This window comes from Streptomyces sp. NBC_01471 (genome assembly GCF_041438865.1).
GTDB lineage: Bacteria > Actinomycetota > Actinomycetes > Streptomycetales > Streptomycetaceae > Streptomyces.
Genome location: NZ_CP109450.1, coordinates 5,940,842 through 5,961,878, shown reverse-complemented (window position 1 = coordinate 5,961,878; position 21,037 = coordinate 5,940,842). Strand labels below are relative to the sequence as shown.

The following is a 21,037-nucleotide window of genomic DNA, read 5'->3' as shown; positions in this document are numbered from 1 at the left end:
CCTTGCAAGGCTGTTACTTTCGGGGTGCACCGGCGTTGTTCCCGTACATTGCAGGACTTCCGAAAGGGATCACCCCATGACGCAGCAGCTCACCGGCGTGGCCACCGCATCCGGGGCGGGTACCCGATGGTGGCGGGACGCCGTCATCTACCAGGTGTACGTGCGGTCCTTCGCGGACAGCGACGGTGACGGCATCGGCGATCTGCGGGGCATCGAGGAGCGGCTGCCGTACCTCGCGGAGCTGGGCGCCGACGCGGTCTGGCTCACCCCCTTCTACGCGTCGCCGCAGGCGGACGGCGGCTACGACGTCGCCGACTACCGGGTCGTGGACCCGCTGTTCGGGACACTGGCCGACGCCGAGTCGCTGCTGCGCACCGCGCACCGGCTGGGACTGCGGGTGATCGTGGACGTGGTTCCCAACCACACGTCGGACCGGCACGTGTGGTTCGCGGACGCACTGGCCGGCGGACCGGCCCGCGCGCGCTACCACTTCCGGCCCGGACGGGGCGCCGAGGGTGAACTGCCGCCCAACGACTGGCAGTCGGTGTTCGGCGGCCCGGCCTGGACCCGGGTGCCCGACGGCTCCTGGTACCTCCACCTCTTCGCCCCCGAACAGCCCGACCTCAACTGGGAGAACCCGGAGGTGCGCGCGGAGTTCGAGTCGGTCCTGCGGTTCTGGCTGGAGCTCGGCGGGCGCGGTGTGGACGGATTCCGGGTCGATGTGGCACACGGCATGGTCAAGGCCGCGGGGCTGCCCGACATCGGCACCGACGAGCAGGTGCGGATGATCGGCTCCCAGACGCTCCCCTTCTTCGACCAGGACGGGGTGCACGAGATCCACCGCTCCTGGCGGAAGTTGCTCGACTCCTACCCGGGCGAGCGCATCGGCGTCGCGGAGGCATGGGCCCCGTCCGCCGGGCGCCTGGCCCTGTACGTGCGCCCCGACGAGCTGCACCAGGCCTTCAACTTCCAGTTCCTGCGGTGTCCCTGGGACGCGGCGGCGATGCGCATGGTGGTGGACGAGTCGCTGGCGGCGACGGCCTCGGTGGGGGCGCCCACCACCTGGGTCCTCTCCAACCACGATGTCGTACGCCATGCGACGCGGTACGGGGGCGGCGCGGCCGGGCTGCGCAGGGCCCGCGCCGCCGCGCTGCTGATGCTGGCGCTGCCCGGCTCCGCCTACCTCTACCAGGGCGAGGAGCTCGGGCTGCCCGAAGTCACCGACCTCCCCGACGAGCTGCGCGAGGACCCGTCGTTCTTCCGCGGCGCCGGACAGGACGGGCTGCGGGACGGCTGCCGGGTACCGATCCCCTGGGCGGGTGAGGGCCCGTCGTACGGATTCGGCCCCGGCCCGGGATGGCTGCCGCAGCCGGAGAGCTGGGGGGAGCGTTCCGTGGAGGCGCAGACCGGGGACCCGGGATCGACACTGGAGCTGTACCGTGCCGCGCTCGCGCTGCGGCGCCGGCTGGACGGCCTGGGCGACGGCCCGATGAGCTGGCTCGAAGGGCCCCCAGGAGTACTCGCCTTCACCCGGCCGGGTTTCGTCTGCACCGTCAACACCCTGCCGGGCACAGTCGAACTGCCCGTACCGGGAAGGCCGCTGCTCTCGTCGGCGGCCCCGGACATCTCCGGTGAATCGGTGCGCATTCCCGGCGATTCCTGCACCTGGTGGGCAATCTGACACGCGCCCGGTACAGTCCCTTCCCATGACCGCACGGCTTGCCGACATCGCAACCCAGGCGGGGGTCAGCGAAGCGACGGTCAGCCGGGTCCTCAACGGCAAGCCGGGGGTAGCGGCGGCCACCCGCGAGTCCGTACTCGCCGCACTCGACGTACTCGGCTACGAACGTCCGGTACGGCTGCGCCGCCGCAGCGCCGGTCTCGTCGGTCTGATCACGCCCGAGCTGGAGAACCCGATCTTCCCGGCGCTGGCGCAGGTCATCGGCCAGGCCCTGACCCGGCAGGGGTACACACCGGTCCTGGCCACCCAGACGCCCGGCGGCTCCACCGAGGACGAACTCACCGAGATGCTGGTGGAGCGCGGGGTCGCGGGCATCATCTTCGTCTCGGGACTGCACGCGGACACCACGGCCGACATGCGGCGCTACGAGCAGCTACGCGCCCAGGGCGTGCCGTACGTCCTGGTCAACGGCTTCTCACCGAAGGTGCAGGCGGCCTTCATCTCGCCCGACGACCGCGCGGCGATGCGGCTCGCCGTCACCCACCTCGCCTCGCTCGGCCACACCCGGATCGGGCTCGCGCTCGGGCCGCGGCGGTTCGTGCCGGTGCTGCGCAAGACGGAGGGCTTCCAAGCCGAGATGCGGGCCCGGTTCGGGCTGCCGGAGGCGGAGAGCGCGAAACTGATCCAGCACTCGCTGTACACGCTGGAGGGCGGCCAGGCGGCGGCGTCCGAGCTCATCGCGTCGGGCTGCACGGCGGTGGTGTGCGCCAGCGACATGATGGCACTCGGTGCCATCAGGGCCGCCCGCCAGCTGGGTTTCGACGTTCCGCGCGACATCTCGGTGGTCGGCTTCGACGACTCCCCGCTCATAGCGTTCACCGACCCCCCGATGACCACCATCAGGCAGCCGGTCACCGCCATGGGGCAGGCAGCCGTCCGCACCCTGCTCGAAGAGATCGGCGGCACCCCCGCACCGCACAGCGAATTCGTCTTTATGACCGAGCTGGTGGTCCGTGGTTCCACCGCCGCCGGTCCGGGATCCGCGCCCGGCCCGGTATCCCGGGCCGGGGACGTCAACAAGGCGTAGCGGGTGCGGGCGCGTCCCTCCCGAGGGATGATCTGGGGGAAGCCGAGTTTCTGGCAGACTCTTCCCCTATGGGTGAAACGACCGTGAAGACACTGGACGGCCATCAGGCCACCGCGTCACCCGTCGTGGCCAAGAAACCTCACATCTCAGTCATCGGGCGTCTGCGTGCACCCCGACGCCCCCGCATCTGGTTCGAAGTACTGCTGATCGCGGTGAGTTACTGGGGTTACTCCCTGATCCGCAACGCGGTGCCCGAGCAGAAGGCGGAGGCGCTGCGCAACGCGGACTGGATCTGGCGCGCCGAGAACTTTCTCGGTATCTCGGTCGAGCAGAACATCAACCACGCCGTGAATTCGGTGACATGGCTGATCGTCGGGATGAACTACTACTACGCGACGCTGCACTTCATCATGACCATCGGCGTCCTGGTCTGGCTGTTCCACTTCCATCCGGGGCGCTACGCGGCGGCCCGCCTGGCGCTCTTCGCGACGACCGCGGTGGCGCTGGCCGGCTACTACCTGTTCCCGCTGGCACCGCCGCGCCTGATGAACAACAGCCACTTCATCGACACCGTGCTGGTGCACCAGACCTGGGGTTCGATGGCCTCGGGCAACCTGAAGAACATGTCGAACCAGTACGCGGCGATGCCGTCGATGCACATCGGCTGGTCGCTCTGGTGCGGCCTGATCATCTTCGCGCTGGCCCGCGCCCCCTGGGTGCGGATCCTGGGCCTGCTGTACCCCGCCCTGACGCTCCTGGTGATCGTCTCGACGGCGAACCACTTCTGGCTGGACGCGGTGGGCGGGGTGCTCTGCCTGGCCTTCGGGACAGGTCTCTCGTACGCCTGGTACGGGGCACTGCCGCACAAGCTGCCCCGGGTCCCGGAGAAGGTCAGAGCGGGCGGCACGTTCACACAGGGCATCCACGGCACGCTGAAGCCGGTACCCGCGACCCCGGCCCCGTCGCCCGCACCAGGCCCCCCGACCGCTCCGGCCCGAAGTTCAAGCCGGTCCGGCGACTGAGGACCGGGGTCCGGGGCGGAGCCCCGTGCGGACGGCACGCGGCACACCGCACCGGGACCACGCCGGGCGACCACCCCGCTACCCCCCGTAGAACCGCTCCTCCATGACCCCGCGGGCCCGCCTGGTCGCGCGCCGGTAGTCGTCCAGCATGTCCCCCACGTGCCCGGTCTCGTACCCCAGGTACCGCGCCATCGCGGCCAGCTCCCGCCCGTCCGACGGAAACGTGTCACCGGCCCTCCCCCGCACCAGCATCACCGCGTTGCGCACCCGCGAAGCCAGCACCCACGCCTCGTCCAGCGTCTGCGTGTCCTCGGTCGAGAGCAGCTCCGCCTCGTGCGCGGCGGCCAGCGCGGTCCGGGTGCGGGTGGTCCGCAGCCCCGGCACCTCCCAGGCGTGCTGCATCTGCAACAGCTGCACGGTCCACTCCACGTCGCTGAGCCCGCCCCGGCCCAGCTTCGCGTGGAGCGTCGGGTCGGCCCCGCGCGGCATCCGCTCGGACTCCATCCGCGCCTTGAGACGGCGGATCTCGCGTACGGCGTCCTCACCGATGCCCTCGGGGGGATACCGCAGCGGATCGACGAGCTCGATGAAGCTGCGACCCAGCTCCGCGTCGCCCGCCATCGGCTCGGCGCGCAGCAGCGCCTGGCTCTCCCAGACGCCCGACCAGCGCCGGTAGTACGCGGCGTACGAGGCCAGCGTCCGCACCAGGGGGCCGCTCTTGCCCTCGGGCCGCAGATCGGCGTCGATCAGCAGCGGCGGGTCCGCGGTCGGGAGCTGGAGGAGCCTGCGCATCTCGGCCACGACGGCGTTCGCGGCACGGGCCGCCTCCTGGTCGTCCACGCCGTCGCGCGGCGCGTGCAGGAAGAGCACGTCGGCGTCCGAGCCGTAGCTCAGCTCGTGGCCCCCGAAGCGGCCCATGCCGATGACCGCGAACCGGGTGGGCAGGGTGTCGCCCCACTGTGCCCGTACGGCGGCCCGCAGCGCGCCCGCGATGGTGGCGGCGTTCAGATCGGTGACGGCGTTGCCGACCCGGTCGACCAGCGCCCCGGGGTCGGACTCCGCCGGGTTGTCCTCGGTGCCGTACGAGCCGATGAGGTCGGCGGCCGCGGTACGGAACAGTTCACGGCGGCGCACCCCGCGCGCGGACGTGACGGCGCCCTCGGGGGTCTCGGCGCGGCCGACGGCCGACAGGACCTCCTGCTCCAGGATCTCGCGGGGGCGCGGTTCGAGCCCGCCGCGGGCGCCGAGCAGCGCGACCGCCTCCGGGGCACGCAGCAGCAGGTCGGGGGCGAGCCGGCCGGCCGAGAGGACCCGGGCCAGATTCTCGGCGGCGGCGCCCTCGTCCCGCAGCAGCCGCAGGTACCAGGGGGTCTTGCCCAGCGCGTCGGAGACCTTGCGGAAGCCGAGCAGCCCCGCGTCCGGGTCGGCGGAGTCCGCGAACCAGCCGAGCAGCACGGGCAGCAGGGTGCGCTGGATGGCGGCCTTCCTGGAGACCCCGGAGGACAGCGCCTCCAGATGCCGCAGGGCGCCGGCCGGGTCGGCGTAGCCGAGTGCTTCGAGGCGCTGGCCGGCCGCCCGCGGGCTGAGCCGGATCTCGCCGGGCGCCAGCTGGGCGACGGCGTCGAGGAGCGGCCGGTAGAAGAGCTTCTCGTGCAGCCGCCTGACGACCGTCGCGTGCCGCTTCCACGCCTTGGTGAGCTCGGCGACGGGCTCGGTGCGCAGTCCCAGCGAACGTCCGAGCCTGCGCAGGTCCGCCGGGTCGTCCGGCACCAGGTGGGTGCGGCGGAGCCGGTACAGCTGGATCCGGTGCTCCATGGCCCGCAGGAAGCGGTAGGCCGCGTCGAGCTGCGCCGCGTCGGTCCTGCCCACGTAGCCGCCGGCCGCCAGGGCCTCCAGGGCCTCCAGGGTGTTGCCGCTGCGCAGGGTCGCGTCGTTGCGGCCGTGCACGAGCTGGAGCAGCTGGACGGCGAACTCCACGTCCCGCAGCCCGCCGGGCCCGAGTTTCAGCTCGCGCTCGACGAGGGCCGGGGGGATGTTGTCGATGACCCTGCGGCGCATCTTCTGGGCGTCGGCGACGAAGTTCTCCCGCTCGGACGCCTGCCACACGAGGGGCCCGACCGCTTCGGTGTACTCCGCGCCGAGCTCCGGGTCACCGGCGACCGCGCGGGCCTTGAGCAGCGCCTGGAACTCCCAGGTCTTGGCCCAGCGGTCGTAGTACGCGAGATGGCTGGAGAGCGTACGGACCAGCGGTCCGTTGCGGCCCTCGGGCCGCAGGTTCGCGTCGACGGGCCAGATGGTGCCCTCGATGTTGGTGTCGGAGCAGATCCGCATCATGTGCGCGGCGAGCCGGGTGGCGGCCTGCATGGCCCCGGCCTCGTCGGCGCCCGCCCCGGTCCCGGTGGGCTCGATGGGCTCGGCGACGAAGATGACGTCCACGTCGGACACGTAGTTGAGCTCGTGGCCGCCGCACTTGCCCATCGCGACGACGGCGAGGCGGCAGAGCGCGGCGTCCTCGGGGGCCGCTGCCGACGCTATGGCGAGCGCGGCGCGCAGGGTGGCGGTGGCCAGGTCGGCCAGTTCGGCGGCGGCCTGCCGGACGTCGGTCGTGCCGCAGACGTCCCGGGCGGCGATGGCCAGCAGACACCGCCGGTAGGCGATCCGCAGCTCCACGGCGTCGGCGGCGTCGGCGAGTCCGTGCTCGAACTCGGGAACGCCGGGATGCAGATCGGCCGTCTCGTACGTGACGAGGGCGTGCCAGTCGTGCGGGTGCCGCGCCAGGTGGTCGCCGAGCGCCTCGGACGCACCGAGCACCCCGAGCAGCCGGTCGCGCAGCGGCTTGGCCGCGATCAGCGTGTCCAGCAGCGTCTGCCGCTCGTCGGGCTGCTGGGCCTCGGCCATCCGGACCAGACCGAGCAGGGCGAGGTCCGGATCGGCGGTGGCGCCGAGCGCGTCGAGCAGGACGGGGTCATGGCGTACGGAGGCCAGCTCCGGGGCGTCGAGCAGCCGCTCGGCCGCGGCGGGGTCGGTGAAACCGTGCCGGAGCAGCCGGGTGAACGTACTGCCTCTGCGTCCCGGCACGCTCATGCTGCCGCCTCTCGTCACGTGGCACCCGGCTGTCCGGAACACCGGTTGATCGAAGTCCGGTTCCGAGCGTAGTCGCAGCGGGCGGCCGTGGCGCTGCCGCATCGCACGGCGGCTGTCAGCCGGGTCCCTCCCGGGGGGGGGACCCGGCTGCCCGCGGGTGCTGTGGTGGCCGGGCGGGTACGGCTACTGCCCGATGCCGTTCTCCTCCGTCGCCCCGGAGGCACCGAGGGTCACCTTGGCGATGGACTGGCAGGTGTCACTGAGACTGGACGAGTTGTAAGTCCCTTTGCCCGCGCTGGTGGTGGGGATGCCGAACAGCAGCTTCGAGTACTTGGCGTCGGCGCAGACGGTGGCCGGGTTGTTCCAGTCGAAGTACTCGGTCCAGCTGTTGAAACTGGAGCCGGCCATCGGGTGGTCGCCGTCGATCTTGATGGTCCCGAGGACCGTGGTGGTGCCCGCGGTCCTGTCGACGATGGAGTACTTCCAGTACGAGCCGGACTGCTGCGCCGCCTCCATCGCGTACTGGTGCCCCTCGACGGGGCGCTGGTCGAGACGGCAGGTCTTGCCGGTGCCGCTCTCGTCGAAGTCCTGGCAGTAGGTGCCGGAGCCGCCCGCGGTGGCCTCCGTACCGTTCCAGATCGAGACGAGGAACATCCCGCCGCCGTCCGCGTGGGTCTGGAACCCCATGTAGCCGGAGGCCCCGCTGCCCGCGAAGTCGAACTGGGTCGACCAGTAGGCGTTGTAGTTGCCGGGCGAGTGCTGGAGCGTCATCGGGATCGAGACCGATGTGACGTCGGACGGCGCGCTCCAGTAGGCGTACGTACCCGGGGTCTGCCCGGTGTCCGCGGCCTGGACGGGGGCCGCGGGCCCCATGAGCAGCACGGCGGCGCCCGCCGCCGTGGCCAGTGTTCCGGTGGTGAGCAGGTGCCGCATCCGCATGGGTGTCTCCTGTGTGGGGGTGGAGTTCACTGATGGGTTCGCTGAGGCGTTCATGTGGCTTGTGCTCCAGCCCGGTGAGCGGTTCTGCTCAACGAGGGCTTTGGACAAGCACGTTCACGCACAACTGATGTTGCGTCAACGGCTGCTGACAAAAAGACAAGCGCTGCACCACCAAAGTCCAAGAGCCACTGGGCGGCTACTCGGCAGGCTCGGAGGCTCCCCGGGCCGACGCCGGTTGGCGGCTCCGTGAAGGCGACATGCGGGACGGCCGGTGCGCTCTCCGGCGCCTTCCAGTTTCGGCCGGCCATCTACGGCGGCGGTGAAAGCCGTTGAGCTGCCCGCCGGGCTTCAGGCATGATCCGCTCCGTGGATACCTACCTGGAGACCGAGCGCCTGGCTCTGCGCCACTTCGCTCCCGACGACGCGGACCTGCTGATCGAGCTGGACAGCGACCCGGCGGTGATGCGCTACCTGACCGGCGGCGATCCGACCGCGCCTGAGGTCATCCGCGAGCGCCACCTGCCGAACATCCTCGCCGGCTACGAGAAGTGGCGCGGCGAACTCGGCCTGTTCGCCGCACAGGAGAAGGACGGCGGTGCGTTCATCGGCTGGTTCATCCTGCGTCCCGAGCCGGAGGGCCCGCTGGACGAGGTCGAACTCGGCTACCGGCTGCGGCAGGCGGCCTGGGGCAAGGGGTACGCCACCGAGGGCTCGCGGGCTCTGCTGGGCAAGGCGTTCACGGAGCTCGGTGTGCGCATGGTCTGGGCCGAGACGATGACCGTGAACCACGGTTCGCGCAACATCATGGAGAAGCTCGGAATGTCGCTCGCGGACACCATTCCCACTCCCCCCGACATGGAGGAGATCGAGGGCTCCGAGCACGGGGACGTACGGTACGAGATCACCAAGGAGCAGTGGGAGCGGCAGTAGCGGCGGCCGACGGGCTCTTGTCGAGCGCCGACGGACCACAGACGGCCCAGGGCTTCCGACACGGCTCCGGGTCCGACGGCACACCGCCCGGGCCAGTGGCACACCGCCACCGGCCCGGATCGCCCGTCAGTCCGTAAGGGAGCACTGACCCGCCCCTACAGCACCGGCAGGTTCTTCCGCAGCTCAAAAGCCGTGACCTCGCTGCGGTACTCCTCCCACTCCTGCTTCTTGTTGCGCAGGAAGAAGTCGAAGACATGCTCGCCGAGCGTCTCGGCGACCAGTTCGCTGCGCTCCATCAGCTCGATCGCCTCCCCCAGGTTCTGCGGCAGCGGCTCGATGCCCATCGCGCGCCGCTCCGAGTCGGTGAGTGCCCACACGTCGTCGTCGGCGCCGGGCGGGAGTTCGTAGTTCTCCTCGACACCCTTGAGCCCCGCGGCCAGCAGCAGCGCGTACGTCAGGTACGGGTTGGCCCCGGAGTCGATGGAGCGGACCTCGACCCGCGCCGAGCCGGTCTTGCCGGGCTTGTACATGGGGACGCGGATCAGGGCCGAGCGGTTGTTGTGCCCCCAGCAGATGTACGAGGGCGCCTCGCCGCCCGCGCCCGCGCTGCGCGCCGAGCCGCCCCAGATGCGCTTGTAGGAGTTGACCCACTGGTTGGTGACCGCCGAGACCTCGGCGGCGTGCGTCAGCAGGCCCGCGATGAAGGACCGCCCCACCTTGGAGAGCTGGTACTCGGAGCCCGACTCGTAGAAGGCGTTGCGGTCGCCCTCGAAGAGCGAGAGGTGGGTGTGCATGCCCGAGCCGGGGTACTCGCTGAACGGCTTCGGCATGAAGGTGGCCTGCACCCCCTGCTCCAGCGCGACCTGCTTCATGACCAGCCGGAAGGTCATGATGTTGTCGGCGGTCGACAGCGCGTCCGCGTACCGCAGATCGATCTCCTGCTGGCCCGGCGCGCCCTCGTGGTGGCTGAACTCGACCGAGATGCCCATGGATTCGAGCATGGTGATCGCCTGGCGGCGGAAGTCCATGCCGACGTTCTGCGGAGTGTGGTCGAAGTAGCCGGAGTTGTCGGCGGGGGTGGGGCGGGTGCCGTCGAGCGGCTTGTCCTTCAGGAGGTAGAACTCGATCTCCGGGTGGGTGTAGAAGGTGAAGCCCAGGTCGGAGGTCTTGGCCAGGATCCGCTTCAGCACATAGCGGGGGTCGGCGAAGGACGGGGAGCCGTCCGGCATCAGGATGTCGCAGAACATCCGGGCGGTACCGGGAGCCTCCGCACGCCACGGCAGGATCTGGAAGGTACTGGGGTCCGGCTTGGCGATCATGTCGGACTCGTAGACCCGCGCGAAGCCCTCGATGGCCGACCCGTCGAAACCGATGCCCTCGTCGAAGGCCTGCTCCAGCTCGGCGGGTGCCACGGCGACCGACTTCAGGAACCCGAGGACGTCGGTGAACCACAGGCGCACAAAGCGGATGTCGCGCTCCTCCAGCGTACGGAGTACGAATTCCTGCTGTTTATCCATACCGTTCCTACCTATCCTTGCTGGTCAGCCACCTGCTCCCATGCCTCCGGGGTCACCGGGGCTCATGAGCATCCCACCACACGATTTCCAGCTTGTTGCGAACCGTCGTCCGAACATCTCACCCCGCTCGGGTGTACCGCAGCCTCCATTGTGAGTCACGTGGAGGCTGTGAACGAGTCAGGGTGGCCGCCCTTCCGGGCGGCTGCCAGGGGGGCGGTGAACACGGCGAACACCTGCGTACGGTGTTGATGTCGCGCGGGCTTACCAGCGGACCAGCGCGCCGAGCAGCGACGCCCCCGCGGCCAGCCACGCGACGTAGTCGCCGACGTGCCCCGAATGGAGCCGGCGCAGTGGCCGGAAGAGGTCGGGGCCGCCGGCCCGGCCCGGCCGCCGTACGGCCACGGTGGCCAGGGCCACGGCGAGCAGCGTGGACAGCAGCCCGATGAGCACACCGGGAGCCGACCACTGCGGCGCGTGCGCCGCCTTTCCCGGGATCGCCTCGTCCAGCGCATGGCCGACCGCGCCGGCGATGTCCGGCACCAGACCTGCGGCCAGTGCCCCGGCCAGCAGCACCGCCGGTACGACGAGCATGGTGTCGGGGACGCGGGACAGCGGCCGCCGGCCGGTCTCCGGCTCCTCGTGCTCACCGCTCGTCTCGTACGGCCGGCTGCCCTCCGGGGGGCGGCCGAATCCGCCGAAGACCCGCGCGGCGACCCGCAGTACCGCTCCCCCGGTGAGCGCGGACACCACGACGCAGAGCACCGTGAGGGGTGTGCCGGCCGACTCCTCGATCACCGCCTTGCCCAGCGCCGTGCCGAACGGCGGCAGCCCGGCGAGGGCGAGGCCACCGGCCGTGAACAGCACGCCGACGAAGGGGAGTCCACGCGCCCGGCCGTGCAGTTCGTGCTCGTCGATGGAGCCGTAGCGGTCGAGGAGGATACCGGCGCAGGCGAAGAGCGCCGCCTTCACGCCCGCGTGCCCGAGCACGTACAGCGCGACCCCCGCCGACGCCTGCGGGGTGAGCAGTCCGAGGCCGACGAGGAAGAGGCCGGTGTGCGCGACGGTCGAGAAGGCGAGCAGGCGTTTGAGATGGCGCTGGTACCAGCACATGACGGCCCCGAGCAGGGCGGTCAGCACACCGAGGGTCACCAGGGCCCGCTCGGCGTCGTGCGCCGGGACCCCGCCGGGGCCGCCGAAGACGGTCCAGTAGACCCGCCCCGTCCCGTACACGCCGAGCTCGACCATCACACCGGAGAGCAGCATGCAGACGGGGGTGGGGGCGACGGCGTGTGCGTCGGGGAGCCAGAAGTGGAAGGGGACGGCGGCCGCTTTGACGAGGAGGCCGGTGAGGATGAGCACGAAGGCCGTGAGGACCAGGGCGTCCGGTCCGCCCTGCTCGTCGAGGCGCCGCCCGATGGCCCGCATGCCCAGTTCACCGGTGCGGGCGTAGAGCAGGACGATTCCGGTGAGCGTGGCGTACGCGCCGAGTGAGTTGACGATGCCGAAGGTGAGCGCGCCCTGCACCGCTTTCGCCTCCTCGACCCGGTAGCCGGTGAGGGCGTAGGCGACCACGCTCATCAGCTCGAAGAAGACGAAGGCGTTGAAGAGGTCACCGGTGAGGACGAAGCCGCACATACCGGCCTGGAAGAGCAGGACGAGCGCGGGGAAGGCCCCGGCGTGCCGCAGCGGCGGCTCGTCGAAGTACCGCCAGGAGTAGGCGAGTACGGCGACGACCAGGAAGGAGGTCAAGGTGGCGAGGCCCAGGGCGAGCGGGTCGCCGGCCAGGACGATGCCGACGCTCCGGCCCTGCTTCGGGGTCCAGCCGCCGACCCATTCGGCGGCGTGGTCCGCGCTGCCCGCGAGCAGGGCGACGGCCAGCGCCGCGGTGCCCGCGGCGAAAGCGGCGCCGACCACCTCCGCGGCGATCCGGGGCAGCCTGCGGCCGGCGGCGACCAGGACGACGGCGCCGGTGAGCGGCAGCGCCACGATCAGCGGAAGCAGCTGGTTCAGCTGCCCGGACCCGGTCATCCGCGCAGCTCGGAGAGTTCGTCGGGGTCGACGGTGCCGTGCCGTTTGTCGACCTGTACGACGAGGGCGAGCAGCAGTGCGGTGAGGGTCGCCCCGACCACCACGTCGGTCAGGGCGAGGGCCTGTACGACGGGGTCCACCAGGGGCCGCGAGCCGGGCTTCAGATCGGAGAAGACCGGGGCGGTACCGCCGTCGCGATAGCCGACGGAGAGCAGCAGGACATAGGTGGAGGACTGGCAGACGGCGAGGCAGCCGACGGCGTGGATGAGGTTACGGCTGGTGGCGAGGCCGTAGACACCGATGATGAAGATCCACCCGGCGGTCGCGTACGGCAGCACGGACATCATTCCGCCGTCGCCTCCTCGATCTCCAGTGCCTGGTCGAGGAAGCCGGCGAGCAGGACGACCACCGCGCAGGCGACCTCCACTCCGATGGCCGCGTTGAGCAGCGGGACGGTCCCGCCCGACGCGAGGGTGTTGAAGGTGCCGTACGGCAGGAAGTTGGCGAGGAACGAGGTCCCGCAGAGGAGCCCCGCGAGCCCCAGGACCAGATAGGCACCCTCTCCCGCCGCGTCACCGATGTGGTAGATGCCGATGGGACGGACCCGCTCCAGCGCCCGGTAGTCGACCGCGATGTAGAGCAGGTGCAGGGCGGTGGCCATGACGACGCCGCCCTGGAATCCGCCGCCGGGGCTGAGCTGGCCGTGCGCGACCACGTACGCCCCCGCGAGCAGGGTGACGGGCAGCGCCACCAGCGCGTAGCGGCGTACGGACCGCAGGACGGGGGCGGGCTCGGGGCGGTACTGCCGCTCGCCCCGGGTCTGGCGCAGCAGTACGACCGTTCCGAGGACCGCGCCGAAGAGGATGCTCTCCTCCCCCAGGGTGTCGAAGGCGCGCTGGTCGAAGTTGACGGAGGAGATGACGTTGGCGGTGTGCCGGCTCAGAGAGGCCCGCACCGCGCGGTCGCCGTACGGGTGGACGTCACCGCCGAAGTGCGGGAGCAGCCGGTAGGCGCCGGTGAGCATGGCGGCGAGTCCGGCCACGCCGACGGCGAGTACCCACAGGCGCAGGCGTCGGCTCATCCGCTGTGCTCCTGCCGCTCGCCCCGGCGCCTGCGGCGGACCTTGCGTACGGAGAGGAGCACCAGCAGCGGGGTGAGCGCCGAGCCCACCGAGAGCTGGGAGAGCGCCACGTCCGGGGCCTGGAGGACGGTGAACAGTACGGCCAGGGCGAGGCCGAGGAGCGAGAGGACCAGCGCCTGCCGGGCGGGGTCCCGGACCAGGACGGCCGCGGTGGCCGCAGCCGCGACCAGCAGCAGGGAGATGACGATCAGTGCGTCAGTCATGGGGCGCCGCCTCGGGGACCGGGTCGTCGAGTGCCCGTGACGCGACGACGTTCCCCGCGATCAGCAGGGCCCCGATGACGAGCAGCTTGGCCGTCGCCCGGGCCGGGCCGGTGACCACGCACAGCGGCAGGACGACCAGCACGGTGGCGGCGACCGCCGGCCAGGTGGTTCTGGAGCTGTGCGGCGGGTCGTCCGCCAGGTCGTCGGCGAGCAGCCGGGCGTACACCAGGGTGCCGACCGGGCCGAGGACCGCCAGGACGAGGGCGAGATCGGTGTACGCGGAGGAGCGGCCGAACCCCTGGGCGAGCAGCAGCAGGGCGAGGCAGACCAGCAGGGTCGCCTGGTTCTGCGCGACGACCCGGCGTCGCAGCGGGCCGGTGGAGACCCCCCACAGGGCCGGTGCCACTCCGCACACCAGCAGCGCGGCGGCAGCGAAGAGCCAGCCGTTCACCGCTGCCTCACCGCTGTCCGTGCCGCGCGGGCGGCGACCGCGGTGGGCAGCGCCAGGGCCGCTCCGACCGCCGTTTCCAGTACGTCCACGGTGCTGATGAAGACCAGCCACAGTGCCGTCAGGGCCACCCACCAGAGCAGCAGTTCCGCCGCGATCGCATACTTGTGCACCATTCGCCCGCCTCCGCATGCCAGTGCCCCGGCCACAGTGCCGTACTCCGGCCGTCCTGGCCCTGTGCCATGCCGCATGCCCCGCCATTACGATCTGAGCCCCCGGAACGTCCGTATCCCACAAGGACTTGAGGACTCATCGATGGCTTCGACGCAGAGCTCGAAGAACGATCGCAAGACCCGCATAGAGGAGATGCGCCGCGCCGAGAAGTCGCGCGAGCGCCGCGTCCGTATCGCCTTGATCACGGTGGCGGCGGTCGCCGTGGCGGGGCTGGTCGGCTTCGGCACGTATCTCGTCAGCAACAGCTCGTCCGCCTCGCAGTCCGACAGCACCGCGTCCGACAGCAAGGCGGACGGCGGGACGACAGCCGGACCCATCAAGGGTGAGAAGGACTGGGACATCAAGAAGCTCGGCCGCACCCACGTCACCACGAAGGTGAACTACCCGATGACACCGCCGGTGGGCGGGAACCACAACCAGGTCTGGATGAACTGCAACGGGAACGTCTACACCAAGCCGCTGCCCGACATGAACGCCGTCCACTCACTGGAGCACGGCTCGGTCTGGGTCACCTACACGGACAAGGCCCCGGCGGCCGATGTGAAGAAGCTCGGCGCGAAGGTGGCGAGGACCCCGTACTCGCTGATGAGCCCGTATCCGGGCCAGTCGGGCGCGATCATGCTCAGCGCCTGGGGCAAGCAGATGACGGTGGACGGCGCCGACGACCCGAGGGTGAACCAGTTCTTCACCAAGTACGTGCAGGGCCCGCAGACCCCGGAACCGGGTGCGGCGTGCACGGGCGGGCTGGACGGCCGGTGAGCAGGAGCACGCGGCTGATGACCGTCGCCGCCGTCGTCCTCGTCCTGCTCTGCGCGGCCGCCGCGACCATGGCCTTCACGACCGGTCACGACCGGCGTACCGCTCCCGCCGCGCGGACGCCGACCGCGGGCTCGGCGGACGCGGGCTTCGCGCGTGACATGTCGGTCCACCACCAGCAGGCCGTGGAGATGTCGTTCATCGTGCGGGACCGTACGGACAACGCCGATGTGCGGCGCCTGGCGTACGACATCGCCAACACCCAGGCCAACCAGCGCGGCATGATGATGGGCTGGCTGAACCTCTGGGGGCTGCCGGTGAGCGACGCGGACCGGCTGCCGATGCAGTGGATGGGCATGGGCGTGGAGCCGTCCACCGACGGGGCGTTGATGCCCGGTATGGCCACCACGGCCCAGCTGGACACCCTGCGGAAGCTGAGCGGCAAGAAGGCGGAGATCCTCTACCTCCAGCTGATGACCGCCCATCACAAGGGCGGCATCCATATGGCGGAGGGGTGTGTGCAGCTCTGCGGGGTCGGCGCGGAGAAGAAGCTGGCGCAGGGCATGGTGGCCGCCCAGCAGTCCGAAGTGCAGCTCATGGCCGATCTGCTGAAGGAAAGGGGCGCTTCGCCAACAACGGGATCAACTGCCCGTTCATGACCGTTCCTTGAGTTCTTCTTGGTCATCGCATGCCCCTGGCATGAGCAGTTCATCGGGCAGGGTGTGGCGTACACGCGTACCTGCGACGAACCGCACCACAGGGGGTTCCATGAGATCCAGCCGCTCGAAGATGCGCGCCGGGCTGAGCGTGGCAGCGACACTGCCTCTGCTCGCCGGCGCGCTGGCTCTGTCCATACCCAGCGCCAACGCCGACTCCGGTACGGGCAGCCGCCACGCGCTTCAGGGCACCAAGCCGCAGTGGGCGAAGGCCTCCGCCGACCGCGGGGCCAGCGCCGGCTCCAGCGCGGTGAACGCGCGCGTCTACCTGGCCGGGCGCGACGCCCAGGGCCTGACGGCGTACGCGAAGGAGGTGTCGGACCCGCGGTCCGCCTCCTACGGCAAATACCTGAGCGCGAAGCAGGCCACGGCCCGCTTCGGCGCGACACCGGAGCAGATCAAGCAGGTCACCGCCTGGCTGAAGTCCTCGGGCCTGAAGGTCACCGGGTCGAACCAGCACTACGTCTCGGTCAGCGGTGACGTGAGCGCGGCCGAGAAGGCGTTCTCGACGCAGCTGCACAACTACCGCAAGGGCAGCAGGACCTACCGGGCCCCGACGGCGACGGCCTCCGCGCCCGCGTCCCTCCGGGGTGCGGTGCTGACGGTCGTCGGCCTCGACAACGCCCCGCACAACGTCAAGCACGACACGACGACGCTGCCCCCGCCCAGCGCGGTCTTCAAGAACGCCGGGCCGATGTCGTCGTACTACGGCCAGAAGGTCAACAAGAAGCTTCCGAACGCGTACGGCGAGAAGGCCCCCTACGCGGTCAAGGGCTACACGGGGAAGCAGCTGCGCTCCGCCTACGGCGCGGGCAACAAGACCGGCAAGGGCGTCACGGTCGCCATCACGGACGCCTACGCCTCGCCGACCATCGCGCAGGACGCGGCCAAGTACGCGAAGCGCAACGGCGACAGCGCGTACGCCAAGGGTCAGCTCTCCCAGGTGCTGCCGAGCGACTACACCGACATCGACGAGTGCGGTGCGGCCGGCTGGTACGGCGAGGAGACCCTCGACGTCCAGGCCGTGCACGCGGTGGCGCCCAAGTCGGACATCGTGTACGTCGGCGCCGCGTCCTGCAACGACGACGCGCTGCTCGACTCGCTCGGCAAGATAGTGGACAACCACCTCGCCGACATCGTCTCCAACTCCTGGGGCGACATCGAGGCCACCCAGACGCCGGCCTCGGCCGCCGCCTACGACCAGGTCTTCCAGCTGGGCGCCGTCGAGGGCATCGGCTTCTACTTCTCCACCGGCGACAACGGTGACGAGGTCGCCAACACCGGTACGAAGCAGGTCGACACTCCGGCCAACTCCGCCTGGGTGACGGCGGTCGGCGGCACCTCGCTCGCCGTCGGCAAGACCGACAAGTACCAGTGGGAGACCGGCTGGGGCACTCTGAAGTCGAGCCTCTCGGCCGACAACAAGACCTGGTCGGCCTTCCCCGGCACCTTCAACGGCGGCGCGGGCGGCGGCACCAGCAAGACCGTGGCGCAGCCGTTCTACCAGCGCGGTGTGGTGCCCGGGAAGCTCGCCACGTCCAACGGCAAGACGCCCATGCGCACGATTCCGGACATCTCGGCGATCGCCGACCCCAACACCGGTTTCCTGGTGGGCCAGACGCAGACCTTCCCGGACGGTTCGCAGCAGTACAGCGAGTACCGCATCGGCGGCACCTCGCTGGCGGCTCCGGTCATCGCGGGCATCCAGGCGCTGGCACAGCAGGCGCAGCACGGGGTTCCGATCGGGTTCGCCAACCCGTCGATCTACTCCCGCTACGGCACGTCGGCGTACCACGACGTCACCGACCACCCGCTGGGCGCGGGCCGCACCCAGTCGGTCGTCCGGGTCGACTTCGCCAACAGTGTCGACGCGAGCGGCGGTCTGCTGACCTCGCTGCGGACGCTCGGCGCGGACTCCTCGCTGGTCGCCACCGTCGGCTACGACGACGTGACGGGTGTCGGCAGCCCGGGACGGACGTACATCAGCTCGTACGCCCGGCGCTGACCCGTACGCGCAGCACACGGCCGCGGTGACCTCGCGTCGCACGCGCTAGCCACATCCGCCGCCCCGTCCCCGCCCGCACCACGGGTGGGGACGGGGCGGCGTCGCAGTGACATACCGCGCACCCGCCCAGCAGGACATCGCGTCAGAGAGACGATTACACTGGGCCCGTGCCTCAACTACGCCTCGCACTGAATCAGATCGACTCGACCGTCGGCGACCTCGCCGGTAACGCCGAGGCGGTCGTCCACTGGACCCGGCACTCCGTCGAGCGGGGCGCCCACCTGGTGGCGTTCCCCGAGATGATGCTGACCGGATACCCCGTCGAGGACCTGGCCCTGCGGTCGTCCTTCGTCGACGCCTCCCGGGCCGCGCTGCGCGCGCTCGCCGCACGGCTGGACGCCGAAGGGTTCGGTGAGGTCCCCGTCGTCGTCGGCTACCTCGACCGCACCGAGAAGGCCCAGCCCCGCTACGGGCAGCCCGCGGGCGCCCCGCGCGACGCCGGGGCCGTGCTGCACCGCGGGGAGGTCGCGCTGACCTTCTCCAAACACCACCTGCCGAACTACGGCGTCTTCGACGAGTTCCGCTACTTCGTCCCCGGCGAGACCCTCCCGGTGATCCGGGTGCACGGCGTCGATGTCGCACTCGCCATCTGCGAGGACCTCTGGCAGGACGGCGGCCGGGTCCCCGCGACCCGGTCCGCGGGGGCCGGGCTGCTGGTCTCGATCAACGCCTCGCCGTACGAGCTGAAGAAGGACGACCAGCGCCTTGAGCTGGTCCGCAAGCGGGCCAGGGAGGCCGGCTGCACCACCGCGTACGTCGCGATGACCGGCGGCCAGGACGAGCTGGTCTACGACGGCGACTCGATCGTGGTCGACAAGGACGGCGAAGTCGTCGCACGGGCGGCACAGTTCACCGAGAGCTGTGTGGTGGTCGACCTGGAGCTGCCCGCCGCGGGGCAGGTGCCGTCGGGTGTGGTGGCCGACGGGCTGCGCATCGAGCACGTCACGCTCTCCGACGAGCCGGTTCCGGCGTACGCGGCCGAGCTGCCCGGCGGTTACGCCGACCGGCTCGACGACGACGAGGAGCTGTACACCGCGCTGGTCGTGGGCCTGCGGGCGTACGCCGCCAAGAACGGCTTCTCCTCGGTGCTGATCGGGCTCTCCGGCGGCATCGACTCGGCGCTCGTCGCGGCCATCGCCTGCGACGCCCTCGGCGCGAAGAACGTGTACGGCGTCTCCATGCCGTCCAAGTACTCGTCGGACCACTCCCGGGGCGACGCGGCCGAGCTGGCCCGGCGCACCGGGCTGAACTACCGGACCGTGGAGATCGCGCCGATGTTCGACGCGTACATGGAGTCGCTCTCGCTCACCGGTCTCGCCGAGGAGAACCTCCAGTCGCGGCTGCGCGGCACCACGCTGATGGCCATCTCCAACCAGGAGGGCCAGATCGTGCTCGCGCCGGGCAACAAGTCCGAGCTGGCGGTGGGGTACTCGACGCTCTACGGCGACTCGGTCGGCGCGTACGGGCCGATCAAGGACGTCTACAAGACGTCGATCTTCCGGCTCGCCGAGTGGCGGAATCGGGCGGCGGCCGAGCGGGGCCAGACCCCGCCGATCCCGGAGAACTCGATCTCCAAGCCGCCCAGCGCCGAGCTGCGCCCCGGCCAGGTCGACACGGACTCGCTCCCGGACTACGAGGTGCTCGACGCGATCCTGGCCCGGTACGTCGACGCCGACCAGGGCCTCGACTCCATTGTCGCGGCCGGGTACGACCCCGAGCTGGTGGCGAAGACGCTCCGGATGGTGGACACCGCGGAGTACAAGCGCCGTCAGTACCCGCCGGGCACCAAGATCTCCGCGAAGGGGTTCGGCAAGGACCGGCGGCTGCCGATCACGAACCGCTGGCGCGAGACGAGCTGAGCGCACGCTCCGTACGGGGGCTTTCCGCGACCACGCGGGAGGCCCCCTTCGGCGTACCGCGGTCGAGCAGCCCCGCGGTCACCGCGACGGCCAGGCCGATCACGGCGAGCCCCGCGCCCACCAGGGTCGGCGACATCCAGCCCCAGCCCGCCGCGATGGCGACCCCGCCGAGCCAGGCGCCGCCGGCGTTGGCCAGGTTGAACGCGGAGTGGTTGGAGGCCGAGGCCAGCGTCGGGGCGGAACTGGCCTTCTTCATCACCAGCATCTGGAGCGGTGTCGTGGTCATGAAGCCGACCGCGCCCAGGAGCACCACGCTGACCAGCGCGGCCCACTTCACATGGACGGTGAAGTCGAACGCGACCAGCACGACGGCCAGCCCGGCCAGCGAGCCGTAGACCGTGGGGCGCAGCGCCCGGTCGCTCAGCGGTCCCGCGGCCAGCGCGCCCAGGGTCATCCCGATACCGAAGAGGGCGAGCACCAGGGTCACCGACGACTCGGAGAAGCCCATGACCTCGGTGGTGATCGAGGCGAGGTAGCTGTATACGGCGAAGACCCCGGCGAAGCCGAAGACCGCGGTCAGCAGCCCGAGGAGCACCTGCCGGTTGCCGAGGGCGCGCACTTCGTGGCGCAGGCCCTGGTGCGCGTCGACGGGGACGTACGGAACGAGCCTGGCCAGCGCGGCCAGCGCCACCAGACCGATGACGCCGACCACGACGAAGGTGGCGCGCCAGCCGAGGTGCTGGCCGAGCAGGGTCGCGGCGGGGACGCCGACGATGTTGGCGATGGTCAGGCCGAGGAACATGGTGGCGACGGCACGTCCGCGCCTGCCCTCGTCGACCAGGCCGGAGGCGACGACCGCGCCGACCCCGAAGAAGGCTCCGTGCGGCAGCCCGGCGAGTACCCGCCCGGCCAGCAGCCAGCCGAAGCCGGGCGCGAAGGCGGATGCCAGGTTGCCGACGGTGAACAGGGCCATCAGGAGCAGCAGCATCCGCTTGCGCGGGATGCGGGAGCCGAGGGCGGTGAGCAGCGGCGCGCCGACGACGACGCCGATCGCGTAGGCGGAGACGAGATAGCCCGCGGTGGGCACGGAGGTGCCCAGGTCGTCGGCGACGTTGGGCAGCAGGCCCATCATCACGAACTCGGTGGTGCCGATGCCGAACGCGGAGATGGCCAGCGCGAGCAGGGCCAGGGGCATGGAGGGAGACCTTCTCTTACGAGAGCGGGAACAGGGGAACGGAAGAACGGCAGCGGGCCGTAGGACCAGCTTAAGTTCTCCTGCTGAACAAAGTCTCCCCGCCGTGTTGTTCCGGCAGGTGAATGCCCCGTT

At 70.8% G+C, this 21,037-nt stretch carries 18 protein-coding genes; 8 read left to right on the top strand and 10 right to left on the bottom strand.

Annotated features, from left to right (window positions below; genetic code table 11):
- Positions 1 to 76 precede the first annotated feature (76 nt).
- From OG285_RS26690 to OG285_RS26680, 3 genes are all read left to right on the top strand, one after another.
- Positions 77 to 1,681 carry a glycoside hydrolase family 13 protein gene (locus OG285_RS26690; RefSeq protein WP_356825176.1) on the top strand — a complete coding sequence of 535 codons (1,605 nt, stop codon included), beginning with the start codon at positions 77 to 79 and terminating at the stop codon, positions 1,679 to 1,681.
- 25 nt (positions 1,682 to 1,706) lie between these two features.
- Positions 1,707 to 2,768, top strand: a complete 1,062-nt coding sequence (locus tag OG285_RS26685) for a LacI family DNA-binding transcriptional regulator (protein WP_371792448.1) — start codon at positions 1,707 to 1,709, stop codon at positions 2,766 to 2,768.
- A gap of 68 nt (positions 2,769 to 2,836) precedes the next feature.
- Complete coding sequence (locus OG285_RS26680) at positions 2,837 to 3,790, top strand: phosphatase PAP2 family protein (protein WP_356825180.1); 954 nt, start codon at positions 2,837 to 2,839, stop codon at positions 3,788 to 3,790.
- 78 nt (positions 3,791 to 3,868) lie between these two features.
- Here the strand turns inward: OG285_RS26680 and OG285_RS26675 are convergent, their stop codons facing one another.
- Together OG285_RS26675 and OG285_RS26670 are read right to left on the bottom strand one after the other, a co-directional pair.
- Entirely contained in the window at positions 3,869 to 6,874 is a 3,006-nt protein-coding gene (locus OG285_RS26675; RefSeq protein ID WP_356825182.1) for a bifunctional [glutamine synthetase] adenylyltransferase/[glutamine synthetase]-adenylyl-L-tyrosine phosphorylase, read from the bottom strand.
- A gap of 183 nt (positions 6,875 to 7,057) precedes the next feature.
- On the bottom strand, positions 7,058 to 7,813 hold the full coding sequence (locus tag OG285_RS26670) for a DUF3472 domain-containing protein (RefSeq protein WP_356825184.1): 756 nt from the start codon (positions 7,811 to 7,813) through the stop codon (positions 7,058 to 7,060).
- A 366-nt stretch (positions 7,814 to 8,179) separates the two neighbouring features.
- Here OG285_RS26670 and OG285_RS26665 point away from each other — a divergent pair, with 366 nt between their 5' ends.
- Positions 8,180 to 8,743: a GNAT family N-acetyltransferase gene (locus OG285_RS26665; protein WP_371792447.1), complete on the top strand. Its 564-nt coding sequence runs from the start codon at positions 8,180 to 8,182 to the stop codon at positions 8,741 to 8,743.
- Between the two features lie 155 nt (positions 8,744 to 8,898).
- Here OG285_RS26665 and OG285_RS26660 read toward each other — a convergent pair whose 3' ends face one another.
- From OG285_RS26660 to OG285_RS26630, 7 genes are all read right to left on the bottom strand, one after another.
- Positions 8,899 to 10,260, bottom strand: a complete 1,362-nt coding sequence (locus tag OG285_RS26660; protein ID WP_356825188.1) for a glutamine synthetase family protein — start codon at positions 10,258 to 10,260, stop codon at positions 8,899 to 8,901.
- Positions 10,261 to 10,521: 261 nt separating this feature from the next.
- The gene (locus OG285_RS26655; RefSeq protein WP_371793630.1) at positions 10,522 to 12,270 is read right to left on the bottom strand and encodes a complex I subunit 5 family protein; all 1,749 of its coding nucleotides are present in this window, start codon (positions 12,268 to 12,270) and stop codon (positions 10,522 to 10,524) included.
- 14 nt (positions 12,271 to 12,284) lie between these two features.
- Positions 12,285 to 12,632, bottom strand: a complete 348-nt coding sequence (locus tag OG285_RS26650) for a sodium:proton antiporter (RefSeq protein ID WP_371793629.1) — start codon at positions 12,630 to 12,632, stop codon at positions 12,285 to 12,287.
- The gene (locus OG285_RS26645) at positions 12,632 to 13,369 is read right to left on the bottom strand and encodes an MnhB domain-containing protein (RefSeq protein WP_371792446.1); all 738 of its coding nucleotides are present in this window, start codon (positions 13,367 to 13,369) and stop codon (positions 12,632 to 12,634) included. Before OG285_RS26645 ends, OG285_RS26650 begins: the two co-directional genes overlap by 1 nt.
- A complete protein-coding gene (locus tag OG285_RS26640; protein WP_371792445.1) occupies positions 13,366 to 13,632 on the bottom strand; it encodes a hydrogenase subunit MbhD domain-containing protein in 267 nt (88 codons plus the stop codon). The genes OG285_RS26645 and OG285_RS26640 overlap by 4 nt, the downstream gene beginning before the upstream one ends.
- Positions 13,625 to 14,083, bottom strand: a complete 459-nt coding sequence (locus tag OG285_RS26635) for a monovalent cation/H+ antiporter complex subunit F (protein ID WP_371792444.1) — start codon at positions 14,081 to 14,083, stop codon at positions 13,625 to 13,627. The genes OG285_RS26640 and OG285_RS26635 overlap by 8 nt, the downstream gene beginning before the upstream one ends.
- Entirely contained in the window at positions 14,080 to 14,256 is a 177-nt protein-coding gene (locus tag OG285_RS26630; protein ID WP_371792443.1) for a hypothetical protein, read from the bottom strand. The genes OG285_RS26635 and OG285_RS26630 overlap by 4 nt, the downstream gene beginning before the upstream one ends.
- Positions 14,257 to 14,395: 139 nt before the next feature.
- On the opposite strand from OG285_RS26630, the gene OG285_RS26625 reads away from it, so the two are divergent.
- The 4 genes from OG285_RS26625 to OG285_RS26610 all read left to right on the top strand — a co-directional run bounded on the left by OG285_RS26625 (position 14,396) and on the right by OG285_RS26610 (position 19,710).
- Positions 14,396 to 15,073 carry a DUF3105 domain-containing protein gene (locus tag OG285_RS26625; protein WP_356825200.1) on the top strand — a complete coding sequence of 226 codons (678 nt, stop codon included), beginning with the start codon at positions 14,396 to 14,398 and terminating at the stop codon, positions 15,071 to 15,073.
- 17 nt (positions 15,074 to 15,090) lie between these two features.
- On the top strand, positions 15,091 to 15,729 hold the full coding sequence (locus OG285_RS26620) for a DUF305 domain-containing protein (protein WP_371793628.1): 639 nt from the start codon (positions 15,091 to 15,093) through the stop codon (positions 15,727 to 15,729).
- Positions 15,730 to 15,838: 109 nt separating this feature from the next.
- Positions 15,839 to 17,791: a S53 family peptidase gene (locus tag OG285_RS26615; RefSeq protein ID WP_356825202.1), complete on the top strand. Its 1,953-nt coding sequence runs from the start codon at positions 15,839 to 15,841 to the stop codon at positions 17,789 to 17,791.
- Between the two features lie 167 nt (positions 17,792 to 17,958).
- Positions 17,959 to 19,710, top strand: a complete 1,752-nt coding sequence (locus OG285_RS26610; RefSeq protein WP_356825204.1) for an NAD+ synthase — start codon at positions 17,959 to 17,961, stop codon at positions 19,708 to 19,710.
- Here the strand turns inward: OG285_RS26610 and OG285_RS26605 are convergent.
- Positions 19,682 to 20,905, bottom strand: a complete 1,224-nt coding sequence (locus OG285_RS26605) for an MFS transporter (protein ID WP_356825206.1) — start codon at positions 20,903 to 20,905, stop codon at positions 19,682 to 19,684. The two genes, OG285_RS26610 and OG285_RS26605, sit on opposite strands and share 29 nt — an antisense overlap.
- Between the last annotated feature and the right edge of the window lie 132 nt (positions 20,906 to 21,037).

Excerpts from the sequence above, each read along its gene's own strand:
- OG285_RS26690 (WP_356825176.1), top strand. The coding sequence starts at position 77 with ATGACGCAGCAGCTCACCGGCGTGGCCACCGCATCCGGGGCGGGTACC.
- OG285_RS26685 (WP_371792448.1), top strand. The coding sequence starts at position 1,707 with ATGACCGCACGGCTTGCCGACATCGCAACCCAGGCGGGGGTCAGCGAA.
- OG285_RS26680 (WP_356825180.1), top strand. The coding sequence starts at position 2,837 with ATGGGTGAAACGACCGTGAAGACACTGGACGGCCATCAGGCCACCGCG.
- OG285_RS26675 (WP_356825182.1), bottom strand. The coding sequence starts at position 6,874 with ATGAGCGTGCCGGGACGCAGAGGCAGTACGTTCACCCGGCTGCTCCGG.
- OG285_RS26670 (WP_356825184.1), bottom strand. The coding sequence starts at position 7,813 with ATGCGGATGCGGCACCTGCTCACCACCGGAACACTGGCCACGGCGGCG.
- OG285_RS26660 (WP_356825188.1), bottom strand. The coding sequence starts at position 10,260 with ATGGATAAACAGCAGGAATTCGTACTCCGTACGCTGGAGGAGCGCGAC.
- OG285_RS26650 (WP_371793629.1), bottom strand. The coding sequence starts at position 12,632 with ATGTCCGTGCTGCCGTACGCGACCGCCGGGTGGATCTTCATCATCGGT.
- OG285_RS26645 (WP_371792446.1), bottom strand. The coding sequence starts at position 13,369 with ATGAGCCGACGCCTGCGCCTGTGGGTACTCGCCGTCGGCGTGGCCGGA.
- OG285_RS26640 (WP_371792445.1), bottom strand. The coding sequence starts at position 13,632 with ATGACTGACGCACTGATCGTCATCTCCCTGCTGCTGGTCGCGGCTGCG.
- OG285_RS26630 (WP_371792443.1), bottom strand. The coding sequence starts at position 14,256 with ATGGTGCACAAGTATGCGATCGCGGCGGAACTGCTGCTCTGGTGGGTG.
- OG285_RS26625 (WP_356825200.1), top strand. The coding sequence starts at position 14,396 with ATGGCTTCGACGCAGAGCTCGAAGAACGATCGCAAGACCCGCATAGAG.
- OG285_RS26620 (WP_371793628.1), top strand. The coding sequence starts at position 15,091 with ATGACCGTCGCCGCCGTCGTCCTCGTCCTGCTCTGCGCGGCCGCCGCG.
- OG285_RS26615 (WP_356825202.1), top strand. The coding sequence starts at position 15,839 with ATGAGATCCAGCCGCTCGAAGATGCGCGCCGGGCTGAGCGTGGCAGCG.
- OG285_RS26605 (WP_356825206.1), bottom strand. The coding sequence starts at position 20,905 with ATGCCCCTGGCCCTGCTCGCGCTGGCCATCTCCGCGTTCGGCATCGGC.